The organism is Kitasatospora sp. NPDC093806 (assembly GCF_040683335.1).
In the GTDB taxonomy this organism is placed as follows: Bacteria; Actinomycetota; Actinomycetes; order Streptomycetales; family Streptomycetaceae; genus Kitasatospora.
The window spans coordinates 1-18,288 of the sequence record NZ_JBFBDO010000058.1; the positions used below are offsets into that span (position 1 = coordinate 1).

At 74.7% G+C, this 18,288-nt stretch carries 14 protein-coding genes; 4 read left to right on the plus strand and 10 right to left on the minus strand.

All coding sequences use genetic code 11. From position 1 onward, the window contains the following. Nucleotides 1–419 precede the first annotated feature (419 nt). A complete protein-coding gene (locus AB0N76_RS24700) occupies nt 420–1,424 on the minus strand; it encodes a stage II sporulation protein M (protein ID WP_363560376.1) in 1,005 nt (334 codons plus the stop codon). Nucleotides 1,425–1,652: 228 nt separating this feature from the next. Here AB0N76_RS24700 and AB0N76_RS24705 point away from each other — a divergent pair, with 228 nt between their 5' ends. Then, nucleotides 1,653–2,642 (plus strand): RDD family protein, encoded by a 990-nt coding sequence (locus tag AB0N76_RS24705; RefSeq protein ID WP_363560378.1) that lies wholly within the window; start codon nt 1,653–1,655, stop codon nt 2,640–2,642. A gap of 26 nt (nt 2,643–2,668) precedes the next feature. Here the strand turns inward: AB0N76_RS24705 and AB0N76_RS24710 are convergent, their stop codons facing one another. Further along, nucleotides 2,669–3,322, minus strand: coding sequence for a hypothetical protein (locus tag AB0N76_RS24710; protein ID WP_363560380.1), 654 nt, complete (start codon nt 3,320–3,322; stop codon nt 2,669–2,671). A gap of 130 nt (nt 3,323–3,452) precedes the next feature. Here AB0N76_RS24710 and AB0N76_RS24715 point away from each other — a divergent pair, with 130 nt between their 5' ends. Together AB0N76_RS24715 and AB0N76_RS24720 are read left to right on the plus strand one after the other, a co-directional pair. After that, nucleotides 3,453–4,022 (plus strand): SigE family RNA polymerase sigma factor, encoded by a 570-nt coding sequence (locus AB0N76_RS24715; RefSeq protein WP_363560382.1) that lies wholly within the window; start codon nt 3,453–3,455, stop codon nt 4,020–4,022. Next, nucleotides 4,019–5,155 (plus strand): hypothetical protein, encoded by a 1,137-nt coding sequence (locus AB0N76_RS24720; RefSeq protein ID WP_363560384.1) that lies wholly within the window; start codon nt 4,019–4,021, stop codon nt 5,153–5,155. The genes AB0N76_RS24715 and AB0N76_RS24720 overlap by 4 nt, the downstream gene beginning before the upstream one ends. Nucleotides 5,156–5,256: 101 nt before the next feature. Here the strand turns inward: AB0N76_RS24720 and ahcY are convergent, their stop codons facing one another. The 6 genes from ahcY to AB0N76_RS24750 all read right to left on the minus strand — a co-directional run bounded on the left by ahcY (nt 5,257) and on the right by AB0N76_RS24750 (nt 11,769). Beyond that, the gene (gene ahcY, locus AB0N76_RS24725) at nt 5,257–6,705 is read right to left on the minus strand and encodes an adenosylhomocysteinase (protein WP_363560386.1); all 1,449 of its coding nucleotides are present in this window, start codon (nt 6,703–6,705) and stop codon (nt 5,257–5,259) included. 348 nt (nt 6,706–7,053) lie between these two features. After that, complete coding sequence (locus AB0N76_RS24730; protein ID WP_363560388.1) at nt 7,054–8,031, minus strand: cation diffusion facilitator family transporter; 978 nt, start codon at nt 8,029–8,031, stop codon at nt 7,054–7,056. Nucleotides 8,032–8,183: 152 nt separating this feature from the next. Beyond that, nucleotides 8,184–9,458 (minus strand): SIS domain-containing protein, encoded by a 1,275-nt coding sequence (locus AB0N76_RS24735; protein ID WP_363560390.1) that lies wholly within the window; start codon nt 9,456–9,458, stop codon nt 8,184–8,186. Nucleotides 9,459–9,568: 110 nt separating this feature from the next. Next, entirely contained in the window at nt 9,569–9,751 is a 183-nt protein-coding gene (locus AB0N76_RS24740; protein ID WP_363560392.1) for a Trm112 family protein, read from the minus strand. Nucleotides 9,752–9,856: 105 nt separating this feature from the next. Then, nucleotides 9,857–11,242, minus strand: a complete 1,386-nt coding sequence (locus tag AB0N76_RS24745) for a phosphomannomutase/phosphoglucomutase (protein ID WP_363560394.1) — start codon at nt 11,240–11,242, stop codon at nt 9,857–9,859. Nucleotides 11,243–11,403: 161 nt separating this feature from the next. After that, nucleotides 11,404–11,769, minus strand: a complete 366-nt coding sequence (locus AB0N76_RS24750) for a DUF3499 domain-containing protein (RefSeq protein ID WP_363560396.1) — start codon at nt 11,767–11,769, stop codon at nt 11,404–11,406. A gap of 163 nt (nt 11,770–11,932) precedes the next feature. On the opposite strand from AB0N76_RS24750, the gene AB0N76_RS24755 reads away from it, so the two are divergent. Next, the gene (locus AB0N76_RS24755; protein WP_363560398.1) at nt 11,933–12,385 is read left to right on the plus strand and encodes a metallopeptidase family protein; all 453 of its coding nucleotides are present in this window, start codon (nt 11,933–11,935) and stop codon (nt 12,383–12,385) included. 108 nt (nt 12,386–12,493) lie between these two features. Here AB0N76_RS24755 and AB0N76_RS24760 read toward each other — a convergent pair whose 3' ends face one another. After that, nucleotides 12,494–14,221: a DUF5719 family protein gene (locus AB0N76_RS24760; protein ID WP_363560400.1), complete on the minus strand. Its 1,728-nt coding sequence runs from the start codon at nt 14,219–14,221 to the stop codon at nt 12,494–12,496. A gap of 6 nt (nt 14,222–14,227) precedes the next feature. Further along, nucleotides 14,228–18,094, minus strand: coding sequence for a glycosyltransferase family 2 protein (locus AB0N76_RS24765; protein WP_363560402.1), 3,867 nt, complete (start codon nt 18,092–18,094; stop codon nt 14,228–14,230). Nucleotides 18,095–18,288: the final 194 nt, after the last annotated feature.

An 18,288-nucleotide genomic window follows, 5' to 3' on the forward strand; every position in this document is an offset into this window, starting at 1 on the left:
GTTGACTTTTGGCACGCTGTTGAGTTCTCAAGGAACGGACGCTTCCTTCAGGCGGCTTTCACACCGGCCCTCCGGGCGCTTCGTTCTTTCGTGTTTCCAGCTTAGCAGATCTTCGCGGCCGGTTTGACCGGCTTTCGTTTCTCTGAATTCCCGCTGGAGGGGATTTCCTGCAACTTCGCTCCGAAGCCTATCAAAGGCTTTGGTGTGCTCAGTTCCGGGATTTACCTCATCGGAGAGGGCGCGCATTCGAAAAGCGCACTCACCTCGACTCGGCGGTGTCGTAGACACTAACGCCTGAGCCTGACTGTTGTCCAGTCGGTCCCAACCGTTCAAACCTACTAGCCCACCCTTACCCCGTCAATGGGTTTGGCTGAGATGCGAGGAGACTAGCAGGTCAGAGGCCTGTCGATCACATCGGCTCACGCGGCGACCGGCTGAAGGTCCGCCCGGTCGGCCGCCTCCAGGTCGCCGGTCTCGCCGGTCGCGGCGGCCTTTCGACCCAGGACGAGCGCATAGAAGAGGAAGGCGACCTCGGCCAGCGCGCCGATCGAGATCCGCGCCCAGGTCGGCAGACCGGACGGGGTCACGAAGGCTTCCAGGATTCCGGACACCGCGAGGACGGTGGCCAGACCGATTCCCATGCCGATGATGGCGCGGCCCTGTTCCGCGAGGGCGGTCCCGCGGGTACGCGGGCCGGGGTCGATGATGGTCCAGCCGAGACGCAGGCCCAGGCCGCCGGCGACGAAGACGGCGGTCAGTTCCAGCAGGCCGTGCGGGATCAGCAGGCCGAGGAAGACGTCGAGCCGGCCGGCGGACGCCATCAGGCCGACGCCAAGTCCGAGGTTGAGGACGTTGCTCCACAGCACCCACAGCACCGGCAGGCCGAGCACCACGCCGTAGAGCAGGCACTGCACGGCGATCCAGGCGTTGTTCGTCCAGACCTGGGCGGCGAACGAGCTGGCGGGACGGTCGGAGTAGTAGGCCTCGTAGGCACCGCCGGGCCTGGTCATCTCGCGGAGTTCGGCCGGCGCGGCCAGGCTGTTGCGGACCTCGGGGTGGCCGGCCACCCACCAGGCGACCAGGGCGGTGGCGACCAGGGAGAGCACCGCGACCGGCAGCCACCAGCGGCGCGAGTGGTAGAGCGCGGCGGGGAAGCTCACGGTGTAGTAGCGCGCGACGTCGCGCCAGCCGCTGGTCCGGGTGCCGGTAACCGCGTCCCGGGCGCGGGAGACCAGGCTGGTGAGCCGGCCTTCGAGGGTCGGGTCGGGCGCCGCGGCCTGGACCTTGGCCAGGTGGCCGGTGACCCGCTGGTAGAGGGAGACGAGCTCGTCCGCCTCCTCACCGGTGAGGCGCCGCCTTCTGGTGAGGGCGTCCAGCCGGGCCCACTCCCCCTGGTGGGTGGCGACGAAGACGTCCAGGTCCATGCGGCGGCTCCATGGTCGGCGCGGGGCGCGCGGTCGGGCGGGTGCGGACAAGTGGGCCCAGCATGCCAGGGCGGGGCGGCGCACCGGCCGCCGGGACCTCCCTTTCCGACCGGCTCGGGAGCCCCGTATGTTGACGGGCAGCAGATCACGGGATCGTGGGGGCGATCCACCGGATTCCCCGCCCACGAGCCGCGAACCACGAAGCATCGACGGGAACGGACGGGTGTCTTGAGCGACCTGGTGACGGGTGAGGCGGTCGTCCTCGGCCTGCGCGCGGCGAAGCTTCCGAGCCGGGCGCTGGCGATCGCGCTGGACCTCGCCGTGCAGATCGTCGGCCTGCTGGCGACGACCCTGGTGATGAGCTTCGTCCTGGTGGACCTGGACGGCGCGGCGGTGGCCGCGACGACCATCGGACTGACCGTCTTCTTCCTGGTCGCCCTGCCGGTCATCATCGAGACGCTGACCCGCGGACGTTCGCTGGGGAAGGCCGCACTGGGGCTCCGGGTGGTGCGCAGCGACGGCGGGCCGGTGCGGTTCCGGCACTCGCTGGTGCGCGGGCTGGTCGGCTTCCTGGAGATCATCGTGGCGTTCGGCGTGCCGGCGGTGGTCTGCTCGGTGGTGTCCTCGGAGGGCAAGCGGCTGGGCGACATCTTCGCGGGGACGCTGGTGGTCCGCGAGCGGGTGCCCGGTGGGGGCGGCGCGGCGGCCGCGCTGCCGCCGGTGAACCCGCAGCTGCTGCAGGCGATCGGCGGCGAGCTGGTCGCGCTGGACCTCTCCGCCGTGCCGGAGCCGCTCTGGCTGGCCATCCGGCAGCTGCTCGGACGGATCGGCGAGCTGGACCAGGCGGTCGCCCACCAGATGTCGGCCCGGCTCGCGGACGACCTGGCGGCCCGCACCGGCCACCCGGTCCCGTACGGGGTGCACCCGGCGGCGTACCTGGGCGCGGTGCTGACCGAGCGCCAGCGCCGCGAGTGGGAGCGGGCGCAGGGCCACGCCTTCCAGCAGGCCCGGCAGCAGGCACAGCTGCAGGCCCAGCAGCACGCGCAGGCCGCCCAGGCTCAGGCGATGGGGCAGCAGCCGTTCCCCCAGCCGCAGGTCCAGCCGCACCTGCCGTACCCGCCGACCGCGTCGGCCACGCCCACGCCGCCGAGCGCTCCGCCGGCCGCGCCGCCGAGCACGCCGCCCGCCCCCGGCACCGGTTTCGCCCCGCCCGCCTGAGGCCCATCAGGCCTCGCCAGTCCCTGTCAGTCCTCGTCGACCCCGTCGACCCCGTCCCAGGACGGCCAGGCGTTCGGCGGCGACTCCAGCTCCTCCAGCTCGATCCCGCCCGCGGCCAGCACCACGTCCCCGGCCAGGTGCACCACCTGCTGCTCGCCCGTCTCCAGGTCCGCCACCTGGTACCGCTCGACCAGCAGCGGCCCCGAGTCCGTGGCGTGCGACTCGACGCCCTCCAGCAGCCACCCCTGGTCGAAGGTGCGCGGCGCCAGCACCGGTTCGGTGAAGGCGACCAGCCGGACCCGGGCGCTCGCGCCCTCCCGCAGCCGCAGCATCCGCGCGGTGGCGACCAGGAACGCCGGCGAGCGCCCGGCGAAGCCGTGCGCCCGGTCGTGCCCCTCGACCGCCTGCTCACCGGCCGGGTCGGCGACATCGGCCCGCACCCAGGCGACCCCGTCGACCGCGCCGCCCCGGACCTGCCAGCCGCCGGCCCGCAGTTCCATCCGCAGCGGCCGGGAGCGCGAGTCCACGGTGAGGTCCACGGTGCCGAGGACCCGGCCGTCCGGCGCGTAGGTCTTGGACACGTACCGCCAGCCCGCCGGGCCGGGCGCGCAGCTGAAGCGCTCCTCGCCGAGCAGCACGTGGTCATGGGTGTCGTGGAGCGAGTACCGGCCGTTGGGCATGCCCGAAGCCTACGTCCGGACCGACCAACGCCGTCGAACCGGTTCGAACCCTCGTGCAACCTCTCTCGAGCGCCCCGCATCAGGGAGGTGTGCGCCGCGACCGCGGTGCCCCGGAAGGGAGCGTCCATCGATGGCGAAGCAGACCCGCGACGCCGAGTTCACGGAATTCGTCGCGGCTCGGGCGCCGTGGCTCCGCAAGGTGGCCTACCTGCTCTGCGGTGACTGGCACCGTGCGGACGACCTGGTCCAGGAGGCCGTCACCAAGCTGTACGTCCGCTGGGGCCGACTCTCCGGGGTGGAGAACCTGGACGGCTACGCGCGGACCGTCCTGCTGAACACCTTCCTCGCCGAGCAGCGCTCCCCGTGGTGGCGCTGGACCGCCCGGCGCGGTACCGAGACGGTCCCGGAGAAGGCCGTCACCGCGCCGGACGTCGACGCCTCGGTCGACCTCCACCGCGTCCTCGCCGCGCTGCCGCCCCGACAACGGGCCACGGTGGTGCTCCGCTACTACTGCGACCTGACGGTCGAGCAGACCGCCGCCGCGCTGGAGTGCTCCCCGGGCACCGTCAAGAGCCAGTCCGCCCGGGGCCTCGACGCGATGCGCCGGGGCCTCGACCCGGGGCAGGTCCAGGAGGACTTCCACGGACTCCGCGCCGTTCGGATCCCGGTGCCGACCGAGACAGAAGGAACCGCGTCATGACCGACCGCACCCACGACCGCCCCGACGACCACACCCACGACCACGCCGATGCCGATGCCGATCAGTACGGAACCCGCCTGGCCACCGGGCTCACCGCCCTCGCCGACGCGCCCGCACCCCCGAGCCGATTGGACACCGCCTGGGCCATCCGCACCGGCCGGTCCCGGCTGCGGCGCCGCCGGGCCGGGGTGCTGGGCGCGGTGGCAGCGGTGGTCCTCGGCGTGTCGCTCGTCGGCGCCGTGCTGCCGTCCGGGGACCAGGACACCTGGACCACGCGCACCGCCGACGGCGCGCCCGGGCTTCCCCGCTTCGGTCCGGTCACCGGCGACGACGCGATGACGATCAACGTGACCTTCGGCTGGCTGCCCGCCGGCTTCGACCAGTACTCGTACACCGTGACGGACGCCAGCACGCCCTCGAAGCGGAGCATCATGGCCTACGGCCAGAAGCTGGGCAACGGCAACCCGTTCAACCCCCAGATCTCCCTGCACGTCTACTCGCCGGACGAGAAGCCGCCGGTGCCGGACGGGAACGTCCAGACGCACCTGATCAAGACCACTCCGGTGAACGGACACCCGGCGTACTGGCTCGGCAGTGCTCCTGACACCCCGACCGGCCCCGGTGGCCAGCGCACCCTCCGATTCCGGACCCCGGACGGCCGCTGGGCCGACCTGACCAGCGTCTCCCTGGACCAGGTCGCCTTGGAGGAGTTGCTGCCCCGGGTCGCGGCCGGCGTCCGGACCGGTCGGAAGACCGCCTCCCTGCCGTTTACCCTCAAGGGCGTTCCCGCGGGCTACCGGCAGACCGCCGTGTACTTCGACGTGGGCCCCGTACCCAGCCTGGGGCTCCCGTGGGTGACCCATGTCGACTACGCGCTGGGCGACGCCCAGCTCAGCATCGAGGTCCGGCCCGACGTCGAGCCCGACCCGGAGTACGGCCCGCAGCAGGATTCCCAGTTCCCCCCGGCCGAACTCCCCAAGGCGTGCAAGAGCCAAGAGGGATTGCGCCTCTGCGTGCAGTCGACCGACGGCCCCGCCCCGTTCGCCGCGGCCGGCGGCCTCCAGGGCTGGCTGGACCGCGTGACCGGGCTGGGCACCGACCCGGCCGGCTGGACCGTCGACTTCGTCCGCTGACCCGCCCCGGAACCCACGGTGGCCGGCGCCCTCCACAGGGGAGGGGGCGCCGGCCACCGTGCCGTTTCATCGGGCCGTCAGGCCGTCAGACCGTCACCGCATCAGTAGCGGTACTGCTCGGCCTTGTACGGGCCCTCGACCGGGACGCCGATGTAGTCGGCCTGCTCCTGGCTCAGCGTGGTGAGCTTCACGCCCAGCGCGTCGAGGTGCAGGCGGGCGACCTTCTCGTCCAGGTGCTTCGGCAGGACGTAGACGCCGATCGGGTACTGCTCGGTCTTCGTGAACAGCTCGATCTGGGCGATCGTCTGGTTCGCGAAGGAGTTGGACATCACGAAGGACGGGTGGCCGGTCGCGTTGCCCAGGTTCATCAGGCGGCCCTCGGAGAGGACGATGATGGTGCGGCCGTCCTCCTTGCGCCACTCGTGGACCTGCGGCTTGACCTCGGTCTTGACGACGCCCGGGAGCTTCGCCAGGCCGGCCATGTCGAGCTCGTTGTCGAAGTGGCCGATGTTGCCGACGATGGCCTGGTGCTTCATCCGGGCCATGTGCGAGGCCATGATGATGTCCTTGTTGCCGGTCGTGGTGATGAAGATGTCGGCGATCTCCACGACCTCGTCCAGGGTGGTGACCTGGTAGCCGTCCATCGCGGCCTGCAGCGCGCAGATCGGGTCGATCTCGGTGACGATGACCCGGGCGCCCTGGCCGCGCAGCGACTCGGCGCAGCCCTTGCCGACGTCGCCGTAGCCGCAGACGACCGCGACCTTGCCGCCGATCAGGACGTCGGTGGCGCGGTTGATGCCGTCGATCAGCGAGTGGCGGCAGCCGTACTTGTTGTCGAACTTCGACTTGGTGACCGAGTCGTTGACGTTGATCGCCGGGAACAGCAGCTTGCCGTCGCGGTGCATCTCGTACAGGCGGTGGACGCCGGTGGTGGTCTCCTCGGTGACGCCCTTGATGGTGGCGGCGACCTCGGTCCACTTGTTCGGGGTCTCGACCAGGGTGCGGTTGAGCAGCTCCAGGATGATCCGGAACTCGTCGTTGTCCGCGGTGGACGGGTCCGGCGCGGCGCCGGCCTTCTCGAACTCGACGCCCTTGTGGATCAGCAGGGTGGCGTCACCGCCGTCGTCCAGGATCATGTTGGGGGTCTGGCCGTTCGGCCAGGTGAGCGCCTGCTCGGTGCACCACCAGTACTCGTCCAGGGTCTCGCCCTTCCAGGCGAAGACCGGCACGCCCTGCGGGTTCTCCGGGGTGCCGTTCGGGCCGACGGCGATGGCCGCGGCGGCGTGGTCCTGGGTGGAGAAGATGTTGCAGGAGCACCAGCGGACCTCGGCACCGAGCGCGGTGAGGGTCTCGATCAGGACGGCGGTCTGCACGGTCATGTGCAGCGAGCCCATGATCCGGGCGCCGGCCAGCGGCTGGGAGGCGGCGTACTCGGCGCGGATGGACATCAGGCCGGGCATCTCGTGCTCGGCGAGCTGGATCTCCTTGCGGCCGAACGGGGCCAGGGAAAGGTCGGCGACCTTGAAGTCACCGGTGATGTCGGTCGACATGCGTCTGCTCCTCGCGGATGGGGGTGGGGCGTGGCCAAAGGTCCTTGGGGGTGCGTCACAGCACGGCTCGACGGCACCGGTGCCCGCGGGCACGCGTACACGACGACGCCGGGGCGCCCGGTCCGTGGGACGGAGCGGTGCCCCTGCTGTTCGGCACAAACCGTCGGAGGACCTCTCTCCCTCGACCGGCGCGCGCCCTCGCGGGTGCGGGCCGCCGATCGACCGCCATCAGCAGCGACGTTCTGGCTCTGGGGACGAATCTACACCGAGGCCCCCGGTCGGCGGCCCGGTACGGCCGTTTTCGGCCGCCCACGCGCGCATCCGCTCCCGCCCCGGGCGCGCGGATCCTCAGTGCACGCCGTCGGGGACGGGCCCGCCGGGGGTGGCGCTCGGGTCGTCGCCCTGGGCCTCCTTCTCGGCGCTGTAGATGTCCGGCTCCAGGTAGATCACCCGGGCGATCTTCACCGCGCGCCGGACCCGGGCCTCGGCCGCGTCGATCGCCGCGGCGACCTCGGCCGCGGTGGCGTCGGCCGGCACCGCGATCTTGGCGGCGACCAGCAGCTCCTCCGGGCCGAGGTGCAGGGTCCGCATGTGGATGACCCGGTCGACCGAGTCGTGGTCGACCAGCGCGTCCCGGATCTGCGCCACCACCTCCGGGTGGGCCGACTCACCGAGCAGCAGCGAGCGGGTCTCCACCGCCAGGACGATCGCGATGACGATCAGCAGCACGCCGATGGACAGCGTGCCGACGCCGTCCCAGACGCCGTCCCCGGTGATCGCGGTCAGCCCGACGCCGAACAGCGCGAGCACCAGGCCGATCAGCGCGCCGGTGTCCTCCAGCAGCACGACCGGCAGCTCGGGCGCCTTGGCCCGGCGGATGTACGCGGGCCAGCCGTGCGCGCCCTTGTCCTTGACGGCCTCGCGGAAGGCGGTGAAGAAGGACCAGGCCTCCAGCGCGATCGCGAAGACCAGCACGCCCACCGGCCAGTACCAGTTCTCCAGCTCGTGCGGGTGGGCGATCTTCTCGTAGCCCTCGTAGATCGCGAACATGCCGCCGACGCTGAACAGCACGATCGACACCAGGAAGGCGTAGATGTACCGCTCGCGCCCGTAGCCGAACGGGTGCTCGGGGGTGGCGGCGCGCTGCGCCCGCTTGCCGCCGACCAGCAGCAGCACCTGGTTGCCGGAGTCGGCCAGCGAGTGGACGCCCTCGGCGAGCATCGACGAGGAGCCGGAGAACGCGAAGGCGACGAACTTGCTCACCGCGATCCCCAGGTTCGCCGTCAGCGCCGCGACCAGCGCCTTGGTACCGCCTTCGGTGCTCATGCTCGGGGAGGTCCCTCCATCGGGGGCCGGGCCCGCGGCCCGGGCCCGGTCGTCGTCGAGCGCATACGGTACCGGGCCGCCCCGGCCCCGCGCGGCAACGCGCACCCCGGCCCGGACGGCCGCACCCCGGCGCGAGCGACCGCGCCCCCCGCTCAGGAGTGCGCGGCCGCGAGCCCCAGGTAGACGGCGGCGAAGTCGGTCAGCGCGACCAGGTCGGCCAGCGCGTGCAGCGGTTCGGGCCGGCGGCCGGCGTACTCGGTGAGCCGGACGTCGTGGGCGGCGGCGAGCCGGTGCGCCCGGGTGGCGCCGAAGCTGCGCGGGCCCTCGTCGTCGGCCGGCACCTCGACGGGGCCGCCGTCCGGCTCCCCCGAACCGTCGGACGGCCCGGACGGCTCGGCGGCGGGGACGTGCCGCAGCAGCAGGACCTGGAGGTGCAGCGGGTCCGGTTCCTCGACCCGGTCGCGGAAGAAGTCGTCCGGATCGGCGCCCGCGCCGAGCTGCCCGGTGAACATGCCGCGGTGCGCGGTGAGCACCTGCGGCAGCAGGCCGGCCAGGGCCGGGCGGCCGGCCCGGTCGGCGAGCTGGGCGGCGAACCGGGTGGCGGCCGCGCCGGCCACCGGGCCCTCCGCCCAGAGCAGCGGGACGGTCCCGGCCAGCCGGGCGGCCAGGCCCTTGGCCGGGTTGGTGTACGCGGCGGCGTCCGGCCGGCAGCGCACGGCGGCGGCGTCCAGCAGGTCGGCGGTGGCGTCCAGCGCGTCGTACGGCAGCTGGGTGACGCCGAGCTTCTGGGTGAGCGCGAGCAGCGGGGTCAGGTGGGCCCAGAGCGCGGCCGGGTCCTCGGCGGGCAGGTCGGGCTCGCTGCCGCCGGGGGCGGACGGCGCGGCGCCGTCCTCGGGGAGCGCGGCCGGGACGAAGGGCAGCGGCAGGGCGCGGACCTGGAGCGCGGCCTCGGCGAGCGGGCTGCCCGCGGGCGCGGTGACGACGATCGCGCAGCCGCGCGCGTAGGCCTGTTCGGCGAGGGCGACCAGGCCGCGCTCCCCGCCGTCGGCGGAGCTGATCACCAGCAGGTCCAGCGGCCCGGCCCAGCCGGGGAGCTGCCAGGCCAGTCCGGCGGTGAAGACCGGCCGGGCGGTGGCCCGGTCGGCGCGCGGGACGGGCGCGGCGTCGGTCGGCGGCAGCGGGGTGACCAGGCTGGCGGTCCCGGCCAGCGCGGCGAGCATCTCGCCGGCGGTCAGCGCGCTGCCGTGGCCGGCGACCAGGACGGCGCGCGGGCGGCCGTCGGGGCGGAGCCGGTCGAGGCCGGCCGCGTCGGCGAGCCGCAGCGCGGTGCGGACCCGGGCGCCGGAGCCCGCGAGGGCGAGCAGGGCGCGGTCGTGGTCGGCGCGCTGGAGGGCGGCCGGGTCGTCGAGCAGGGTGTCGTCGAGCATGCGGCGGGCCTCCGGCTGCTGGCTGGGCGCTGAGGGCTGCGGGACTGCGGACTGCGGACTGCGGGACCGTCGGGACGGCCGGGGCGGAGCGGACGGTTCCGCCCCCAGGATCAGGCCGGGCGGCGGGCCTCGTCCACCAGCAGGACCGGAATGCCGTCGCGGACCGGGTACACCAGGCCGCAGGTCTCACCGGTGCAGCGCAGCTCCGGCTGCTCCTCGGTGCCGCCCTCGGTGAGCGCGGCCCGGCACTGCGGGCAGACCAGGATCTCCAGCAGGAAGGATTCGAGCTTCATGGCGTTCGGGCTCCCAGTCTCGGATGGCGGGGGTGTCGGAGGGGTGGCACGGCGGTGCCCCGGCCGAGAGGAAACCCTACCGGCCGGGGCACCAGGGGGCGTACGTCAGGCGCGGACCAGGGCGAGCACGCCGTCGCGCAGCTCGGCCATCCGCGCCGGGTCCTTGGCCTCGACGTTCAGGCGCAGCAGCGGCTCGGTGTTGGAGGCGCGCAGGTTGAACCACCAGTCCGGCCCGGCCACGGTGAGGCCGTCCAGCTCGTCGACGGTGGTGCCCTCCAGGCCGGCGTAGGCGGCGCGGACGGCGGCGGTCCGGTCGGCCTGGTCGGCGACGGTGCTGTTGATCTCGCCGGAGGCGGCGTACCGGTCGTACTCGGCGGTGAGCGCGGACAGCGTGCCCGGCTGCCCGCCGAGCGCGGCCAGCACGTGCAGCGCGGCGAGCATGCCGGTGTCGGCGCGCCAGAAGTCGCGGAAGTAGTAGTGCGCGGAGTGCTCGCCGCCGAAGACGGCGTCGGTGACGGCCATCTCCTGCTTGATGAAGGAGTGGCCGACCCGGGTGCGGACCGGCTTGCCGCCGAGCTCGCGGACCACCTCGGGGACGGTCCAGGAGGTGATCAGGTTGTGGATGATGGTCGGCTCGGCCTCGCCGGCGGCCCGGGCGCGGGCGATCTCGCGGGCGGCGACCAGCGCGGTGATGGCGGACGGGGAGACCGGCTCGCCGCGCTCGTCGACGACGAAGCAGCGGTCGGCGTCGCCGTCGAAGGCGAGGCCGAGGTCGGCGCCGACCTCGCGGACCTTGGCCTGGAGGTCGACCAGGTTCTTCGGGTCGAGCGGGTTGGCCTCGTGGTTGGGGAAGGTGCCGTCCAGCTCGAAGTACATCGGGACGAGCTCGATCGGCAGGCCGTCGAAGACGGTCGGCACGGTGTGGCCGCCCATGCCGTTGCCGGCGTCGACGGCGACCTTGAGCGGCCGGATGGCGGTGAGGTCGACCAGGCCGAGCAGGTGGTCGGCGTAGCCGCGCAGGGTGTCCTGGGCGGAGAGCGCGCCGGGCTTCACGTCGCGGGCCGGCACGGTGACGGTGTCGTCCTCGGCGGTCCAGGACTCGACCAGCTCGCGGATCTCGGACAGGCCGGTGTCCTGGCCGACCGGGGCGGCGCCGGCCCGGCAGAGCTTGATGCCGTTGTACTGGGCCGGGTTGTGGCTGGCGGTGAACATCGCGCCGGGCAGGTCCAGCTTGCCGCTGGCGTAGTACAGCTGGTCGGTCGAGCAGAGGCCGATCTGCACCACGTCGGCGCCGTAGCCGGCCGCGCCCTCGGCGAAGGCCAGGCTGAGCGACGGGGAGGAGGGGCGCATGTCGTGCCCGACCACGATCGCGGTCGCGCCGGTGACCTGCACGAACGCGGCGCCGAAGGCGCGGGCGAGGCTCTCGTCCCACTGGTCCGGGACGACGCCTCGGACGTCGTACGCCTTCACGAGCTGCTTGAGGTCGCGCACTGCGGCTCCACCCTAGGTTCTCTGGACCGGTCGACGGCCGGCCGACGACCGGCCGACGGGCTGATCGCCCCTGGTCACGATACGTCCGGGCACGGCGGCGGCCGGTACCCGGTAGGGGGCAGCGTACCGGGGCGGGCGGAACGGGAGGCGCGGGCCGGGCGTCAGTTGTCGGGCGAGCGGAGCACCCGCAGGTGGCCGCGGCGGCCGGCCTCGGTGGACTCGCCCTCGGGGCCCCGGCCCTGACGGGGGGTCTGCGGGCGGGCGGCCTCGCGGACGGCGTTGGCGAGCGCTTCCAGGTCGTCGCTGCTGCGGCGCAGCGGGCCGGCCTCGGCGGCGAGCCGGACCACCTCCCAGCCGCGCGGGGCGGTGAGGCGCTCGGCGTGCTGGGCGCACAGGTCGTAGCAGTGCGGCTCGGCGTAGGTGGCGAGCGGGCCGAGGACGGCGGTGGAGTCCGCGTAGACGTACGTCAGCGTCGCGACGGCCGGACGGCCGCACGCGGTCCGCGAACAACGACGTACAGAGCTCACGAGGGTGGACGGTACCGCACTCCCCGCCGGGGAGCGAAGACCGCCTGCCCGGAGGGTGTGCCGTGTCGTGGCCCGCGCGCCCGCGCGCGCCCCTTCCGCTCCGGGCGTTCTGGTGCGGAGGTGGTCCACTTCCGACCGTCCAAGGACTACCCTCGGCAGTGATATGGACAGCTCCGCACCGCAGTCATCGACGGGCCCCTCACGCCGCCCCCGGCACCGTGACCGGCACGGCAGGGGCCTGCGCGGCCCGCTGGCGCCGCCACAGGTACCGATCTCGCTCACCCGCTCCGAGTTGTTCGACGACTATGTGCGCGAGTCGGTGGAGCGTCTTGAACGGCGTTGGCCGCAGTTGATCGAAGTGGAGTTCGCCGTCCAGGAGGTGCCGCTGCACGAGCAGGACGGCGCCGATCCGGACGGCGGGGTGCCGCTGGGCCGGGTGTCGCCGGGTCAGCAGGGGCGGAAGAGCCAGATCGTGGTCTACCGGCGGCCGGTGGAGATCCGGGCGAAGTCGCGCGAGGACCGCGCGGCGCTGGTGCACGAGATCCTGATCGAGCAGGTCGCCGAGCTGCTGGGGCTCTCCCCGGACGCCATCGACCCGCGCTACGACGAGGACTGACGGCCGACGGGGCCGACGGGCGCCTCCGGGGGCCGGCGACGGGCGCCGAGAGCCGACGAGGGGCCGCACCCGGCCGGGTGCGGCCCCTCCGCCGTGTCGTCGGGCCGGTCAGCGCAGGACGACGCCCGGGTCCTGGGAGGCCTGCGGGACCTTCACGCTGGAGCGGTCGTCGCGCAGCGCCTGGACGGTGAACATCGGCACGTCCTTGACCGGGATCGCGAGCATCCGGGCGGCGGCGACCGGGCCGCCGGAGACGGTCTCCACGGTGAGCGCGAAGCTGCCGTTCAGCCCGGTGGGCTCGGGCGCCGGGAGGGCGACGGTGCCGCCGGCCGGCAGCTGGACCTCCTTGGTCGCCGGGGTGCCGCCGCCGGTGCCGGCCGAGGCGGTGACCTTGACGGTGGCGGCCTCGCCGGTGGAGGTCAGGAACAGCGTGGACGCGCCGCCGCCCCGGTTGTCGGCCACCGTGGCGCGGGTGCCGACCGGCACCACGCCGCTGAGCCAGGCCGCGTCGGACTTGCCGTTCGGCCCGGTGCGGTCGACCCGCAGCCCGGCCACGACCGGGGTGGGGTGCTTGTCGTCGGTGGGCGAGACGCGCAGCCCGGCGACCTCGTCGCGGGTGACCTTGCCGAGGTCGACGGCGGCCACCATGCCGGCCTTGACGTGGATGGACTCGTTGCCGGCCGGGGTGAACCAGCCGTTCTTGCCGGAGAGCTGGATCTTCAGGTCGGCGTCGTCCTCCGGCGGGGCCCAGACCACCAGGCGGGCGCTCGCGGTGTCGGCGGGCAGGCCGGGGAGCACCTGGGTGGCCGCGGGCTCGGCGGAGGCGGGCACCCAGTCGGCGCCCTTGTTGCCGTCGGCGGCGTGCAGGGCGGCGCCGACCCGGCCGGTGCGGGCGACCACGTGCACGGCGAGGTCGGCGACCTGGCCCTTGCTGATGGTGGGCAGCAGCACCGACTGGGAGCTGCCGGGGGCGATGGTGATGCCGTTGGCGGCGTCGTTCTCGATCGGGCCCTTGTCGCCGTACAGCTTGAGGTCGACCACGGCGGCGGTGGACTCGGCGTTGACCAGGCTGACGTAGTCGTTGCGGTCGCCGGCCGTGGAGGCGCCGGCGAACCAGAAGCTGGTGCCGGACGGCGTGCAGGTGAGGCCGGACAGGCCGAGGCCGCGCTGCTCGGTGACGGTGGTGGTCTGGGTGACGGTGAAGCCGGGGGCGAGCGCGCCGGTGGCGACGGCCCCGGTGCCGGGGGCGGTGTCGCCGTTGGCGGCCGGGGCGGTGACCGGGGTGCCGGGCTTGGCCAGGGTGAGCCGGGCGTCGGCGGGCGCCGCGTTCTTGTCGGCGGCGGCCGCAGCGGCGGGCGCGCCGGACGGGGCCGCGGGGGCCCCGGAGGCGGCCGGGGCCGTCCCGGCGGCCGACGGCGCGGCGCTCGGGGCGGTGGTCGGCGCGGTCGCGGGCGCGGCCGCGTCGGAGATCCAGCCGGCGCCGCCGGTGGCCTCGCCGCCGCCCGGCGGGGTGTACGCGGTGAGCGTGGTGGAGCCGGTCAGGCCCTGGAGCGGCTGCGGGCAGACCGCGGTGCTCCGCTCGACCTGCGCCGAGGTGGCGGTGGCCTGGTCGGTGCGGGCCGGGGCGGCCGGCTTGCGGGCCTGGGCGATCCCGAACACCGCGGCCAGCACCACGGCGGCGGCCAGCAGCGACTGGGTGGTCTTCGCCGCGCCGGAGCGCTTGGCGGCGCCGCCGGGCTGCGCGGCGCCGTCGAAGGTGCCGGCGGGCTCGGCGGGCCCGGGGTGCGGGGCGGTGTCCGGCGCGGCGGACTTCCGGCCGAAGGCGGGCTTCTTCATCGCGGGTCAGCTCCCCGATCCGTGGTGGTGCGGGTACCGGCCCGGCCCGTGCGGGCCGTTCGGGTCGTTCGGGTCCGGCTCGTAGTAGGGCTCGCCCTGCGGCTGCCCCGGCACCCAGGGCTGCTGGTCGGGCTGCGGGTACCCGTCGTAGCCGTACTGCTGGTCCGGCTGGTACTGCGGGTAGTCCTGCTGCGGGTAGTCCTGCTGGTAGCCGTCCTGCCCGCCGTAGCCCTGGCCGCCGCCGTACGTCGCGCCCGCCGCCGGCTGGGCCGCGTACGGGTCGTAGCTGTACGGGTCGGCCTGCTGGTACGCCGGGTACGGGTCGGCGTACGGCTCGGCCTCCTGGGCGGCGGCGGCCGCCCGGACCGCGCCGGCCGCGGGTTCGCCGGCGGCCTGGGCCGGGATCGCGCCCGGCCGGCCGTCGTACACCCCGCCGTCCGGGTCGGCGGACTCCGGGGCCTCGCCCTCGGCGCCCTCGCCGCGCTCGGCCATCCGGCGGGCCCGGCGGCTGCCGGGGGCCGGGGCCTGCGCCTGGGCGGCGGCGGCCAGCGCGGCGGCGGCGACCACGTCCTCGGGCAGGTCGTCGTCCTTGTGGCTGCGCCGGCCGGGCAGGGCCAGCACCAGGACGGTCAGGCCGAGCAGCAGCTGGGCCCAGATCCAGCCGGTGTGCAGCAGGCTGCCCTCGCGGGTGACGGTCAGCTTGCCGCCGGCCGCCGGGAGCTTGAAGCCCTGGGCCCAGCCGTCGACGGTGACCGCCTCCAGGGCGGTGCCGTCCAGGGTGGCCTGCCACTCGGGGGCGGCGGACTCGGCGAGCCGGAGCACCCGGCCCTCGGGGCCGGCCGGGAGGGTGGCGGCGAGGTCGCGCTCGCCGGCCGGGACCACCACCGGGACGGTGCCCGGGGCGGTGATCAGCGCGCGGGTGGCCGGGGTGCCGTCCACCTGCCAGAGCGCGGCGCCGCCGTCCTGGTTGGCCTTGACCAGGCCGGGGGTGGTGTCCAGGACGTCCTTGAAGGCGCCGATCAGCGGCTGGTCGACCAGCACGTAGGCGATGCCGTAGCGGGACAGCGCGCCCGCCTGGTCGGCACCGGAGCCGGCCAGCAGGCTGCCGACCATCCGGTCCAGGCCGGCCGTGGTGCCGGTGGCCGGGTCGACGGTGGACTCGGCCTGGCCGAGCGTCAGCCCGGCGCCGCGGACCACCGTGTAGCCGACCGAGCCGCCCTTCGGGTCGCCGGTGACGACCAGGGTGCGGGAGCGGTCGGTGGTGCCGGCCTGCTCGGCGATGAACGCGGGCACCTGGGAGCCGCGGCCGCGGTGCAGCGGACCGTCGGCGCCGGTGACGGCCCACCAGAGGCCGGTGCCCAGCGGGGCGAGCACGGCGGCGGCCACCACCAGGGCGGCGACCGGCTGGCGCCAGCCGAAGGCGATGCCGGCGACGCGGGCGTTGGCGCCGTCGGCGCCGATCGCGGCGGCGGCGAGCAGGGCGACGCCGGCCAGCAGGGTGGCCGGGCCGGACCAGGCGGGCACGGCCGGGCCGCCGGAGGCCGGGGTCACCGAGGTGCCGGCCACCGCGACCGCGAAGAGCAGGCCGGCGCCGGCCGCGCCCCAGGCGGCGAGCACCGCGCGGCGGCGGTCGGCGCGCAGCAGGGCGGCCAGCGCGGCGAGCACCACACCGGCGGAGAGCCAGATCGGCGGCACCCCGGCGCCGCCCGGGTTGACCAGCAGCAGACCGGCCGCGGACGGCCCGGTGCCGTGCAGGCCGGGCAGGCCGGCTTCGAGCAGCAGCCGCTGCGGGTGCGTCAGCACCTGGACCGACCAGGGCGCGAGCACCCCGACCGGCACCGCGAGGATCACCAGGACGCGCAGGCCGAGCAGCCGCAGCGCGGCGGCGCCGGAGCCGAAGGCACCGCCGCGGACCACCGCGACGACCAGCATGGCCAGGCAGAGCGGAACGGCCAGCGCCCAGCTCAGCGGGACGAAGGCGGTGGCCAGGGTGAGCAGCAGGACCGTCATCCAGACCGGGCGCCAGCCGGGTCGGGCGCCCTTGGCGGCGCTCTCGGCGCGGATGCCGAGGCCGGCGGCGATCGCGGCGGCGCGGGCCAGCGGCGGCAGGAGCACGGCCAGTACGGCGGTGCCGATCCGGCCCTGGGCGAGCGCGCCGGTGGCGGCGGGCAGCAGCGCGTAGGTGGCGCTGGCCCAGGCGCGGACCAGCTTGGAGTCGATCAGCGGCCGGGACACCAGGTAGGCGCTGACCGCGGCGAGCGGGACGGCGAGGACGACCAGCAGGGTGACCGCGAGGTCGGCGTGGTCGAACAGCAGCCAGGAGAGGATCGACAGCACCGCGAGGTAGGGCGGCGCGGCGGCGGTGGAGCCGGTGCCGACCGGGTGCCAGGGGTCGGCGTACATCGCCCAGAGGCCGGCCGCGCCGTCGGTGGCGGGCAGCAGGGCGCCGCCGAACAGGTCGCCGGCGCCGAACAGGCCGCGGCAGGCGACCAGGGCGAACACCAGCAGGGCGGCGAACAGCACCGGGGCCGGGCGTCGGGCGAGCTTCTTGATCAGCGCGAACTGCTCGACGACCAGGTCCTCGGCGTCCTCGTCGCCGGGGCCGGCCTCGACCGAGCCGTGCCGGCCGCCGGTGTCGTCGCCGCCCCCTATGCCGAGCGAGCCGATGACGCCCTCGACGGCGAGCCGGGCGGTGGCGCCGGGCGCCGGGAAGAGCGTCCGGTCGTCCAGCGCGTCGGCGGCCCGCTCCCGGGCCCGGCGTTTGCGGGCGGCCAGCAGGCGGGGCAGCCGGACGAGTTCGTGGCCGAGGCCGGCGAGCTCGTCGAAGGCCTGCTTGGGGTCCTTGCCGAGCAGGTTGGCGACCACCCGCAGCAGGGTGCCGAGCACCAGCCGGAGCAGGACGTAGGGGAAGAGCGCGCCCTTGGAGTTGGCGAGCAGGGTGTAGACGGCGCCGGCCTTGTCCACCCGGTGCGGGTGGGCGGGGCCGCAGTCGATGGCGCGGCGCTCGCGGCTGGCGGCCTCGGCGTGCCGGAGCACGGCGTCCGGGGCGACCACGACGCGGTGGCCGGCGGCGTTGACCCGCCAGCAGAAGTCAGTGTCGTCGCGCATCAGCGGCAGCGCCTTGTCGAAGCCGCCGAGCTCCTCGAAGACGTCGCGGCGCACCAGCATGCCCGCGGTGGAGACGGCGAGCACCGGGCGGACCTGGTCGTGCTGGCCCTGGTCCTGCTCGCGCCGGTCCAGGCCGGTCCAGCGGCGGCCGGAGCGGGCGATGCTGACGCCGACCTCCAGCAGCTGCCGGCGGTCGTACCAGCTGCGCAGCTTGGGGCCGACCACGGCGGCGCTGGGGGTGGAGTCGGCGACCTGGAGCAGCCGGCGCAGCGCGTCGGTCTGCGGTTCGCAGTCGTCGTGCAGCAGCCAGAGCCACTCGACCGGCTGGGTCTCCCGGGGGCCGCCGCGGCCGAGGTCGTCCTCGTGGCCGAGCGGGTCGCCGAAGTCGTCCCAGCCTCCGGTGACCGGGTCGTAGCCGGAGGGGTCGAGCCGGTAGGACAGGTCCTCGGGGCGCAGCGGCGGGCTGTTGAAGACGGCCTCGGCGACGGCGGTGCCGAAGCCGGCCCGGCGGCCGAGGACGGTCGGGCCGCTCTCCGGGAGCCAGTCGGCGAGGGTGTCGGCGAGCAGCCGCGGGGAGTCGTCGGTGGATCCGGTGTCGACGGCGAGGATCCGCTGGACCTGGCGGTCCTGGCCGAGCAGGCCGGCGAGGGCCTGGGGCAGCCAGCGGGCGCCGTCGTGCGAGACGATCACGGCGGTGACCAGGTGGCGCGGGTAGGCAGGCGGCCTGCTGGCGGAGAAGCCGCTCTGGTGGCTGTAGACGGTCATCGAGTGCGCGGGCCCCAGTTCTCGGTGGACACAGCCGGTGAACGGCAACCGGATGGCGCACCACACTAACGGCTCCGGGTGTCGGCTCCGTCCACGGTGTCCGACCTGGGGAACCTCCGGGGGGAACCGGTGGAGAACGCGCGGGGGGACGCGCGGGGAACGCGAAAGCGCCCCACCACCGACGGTGAGGCGCT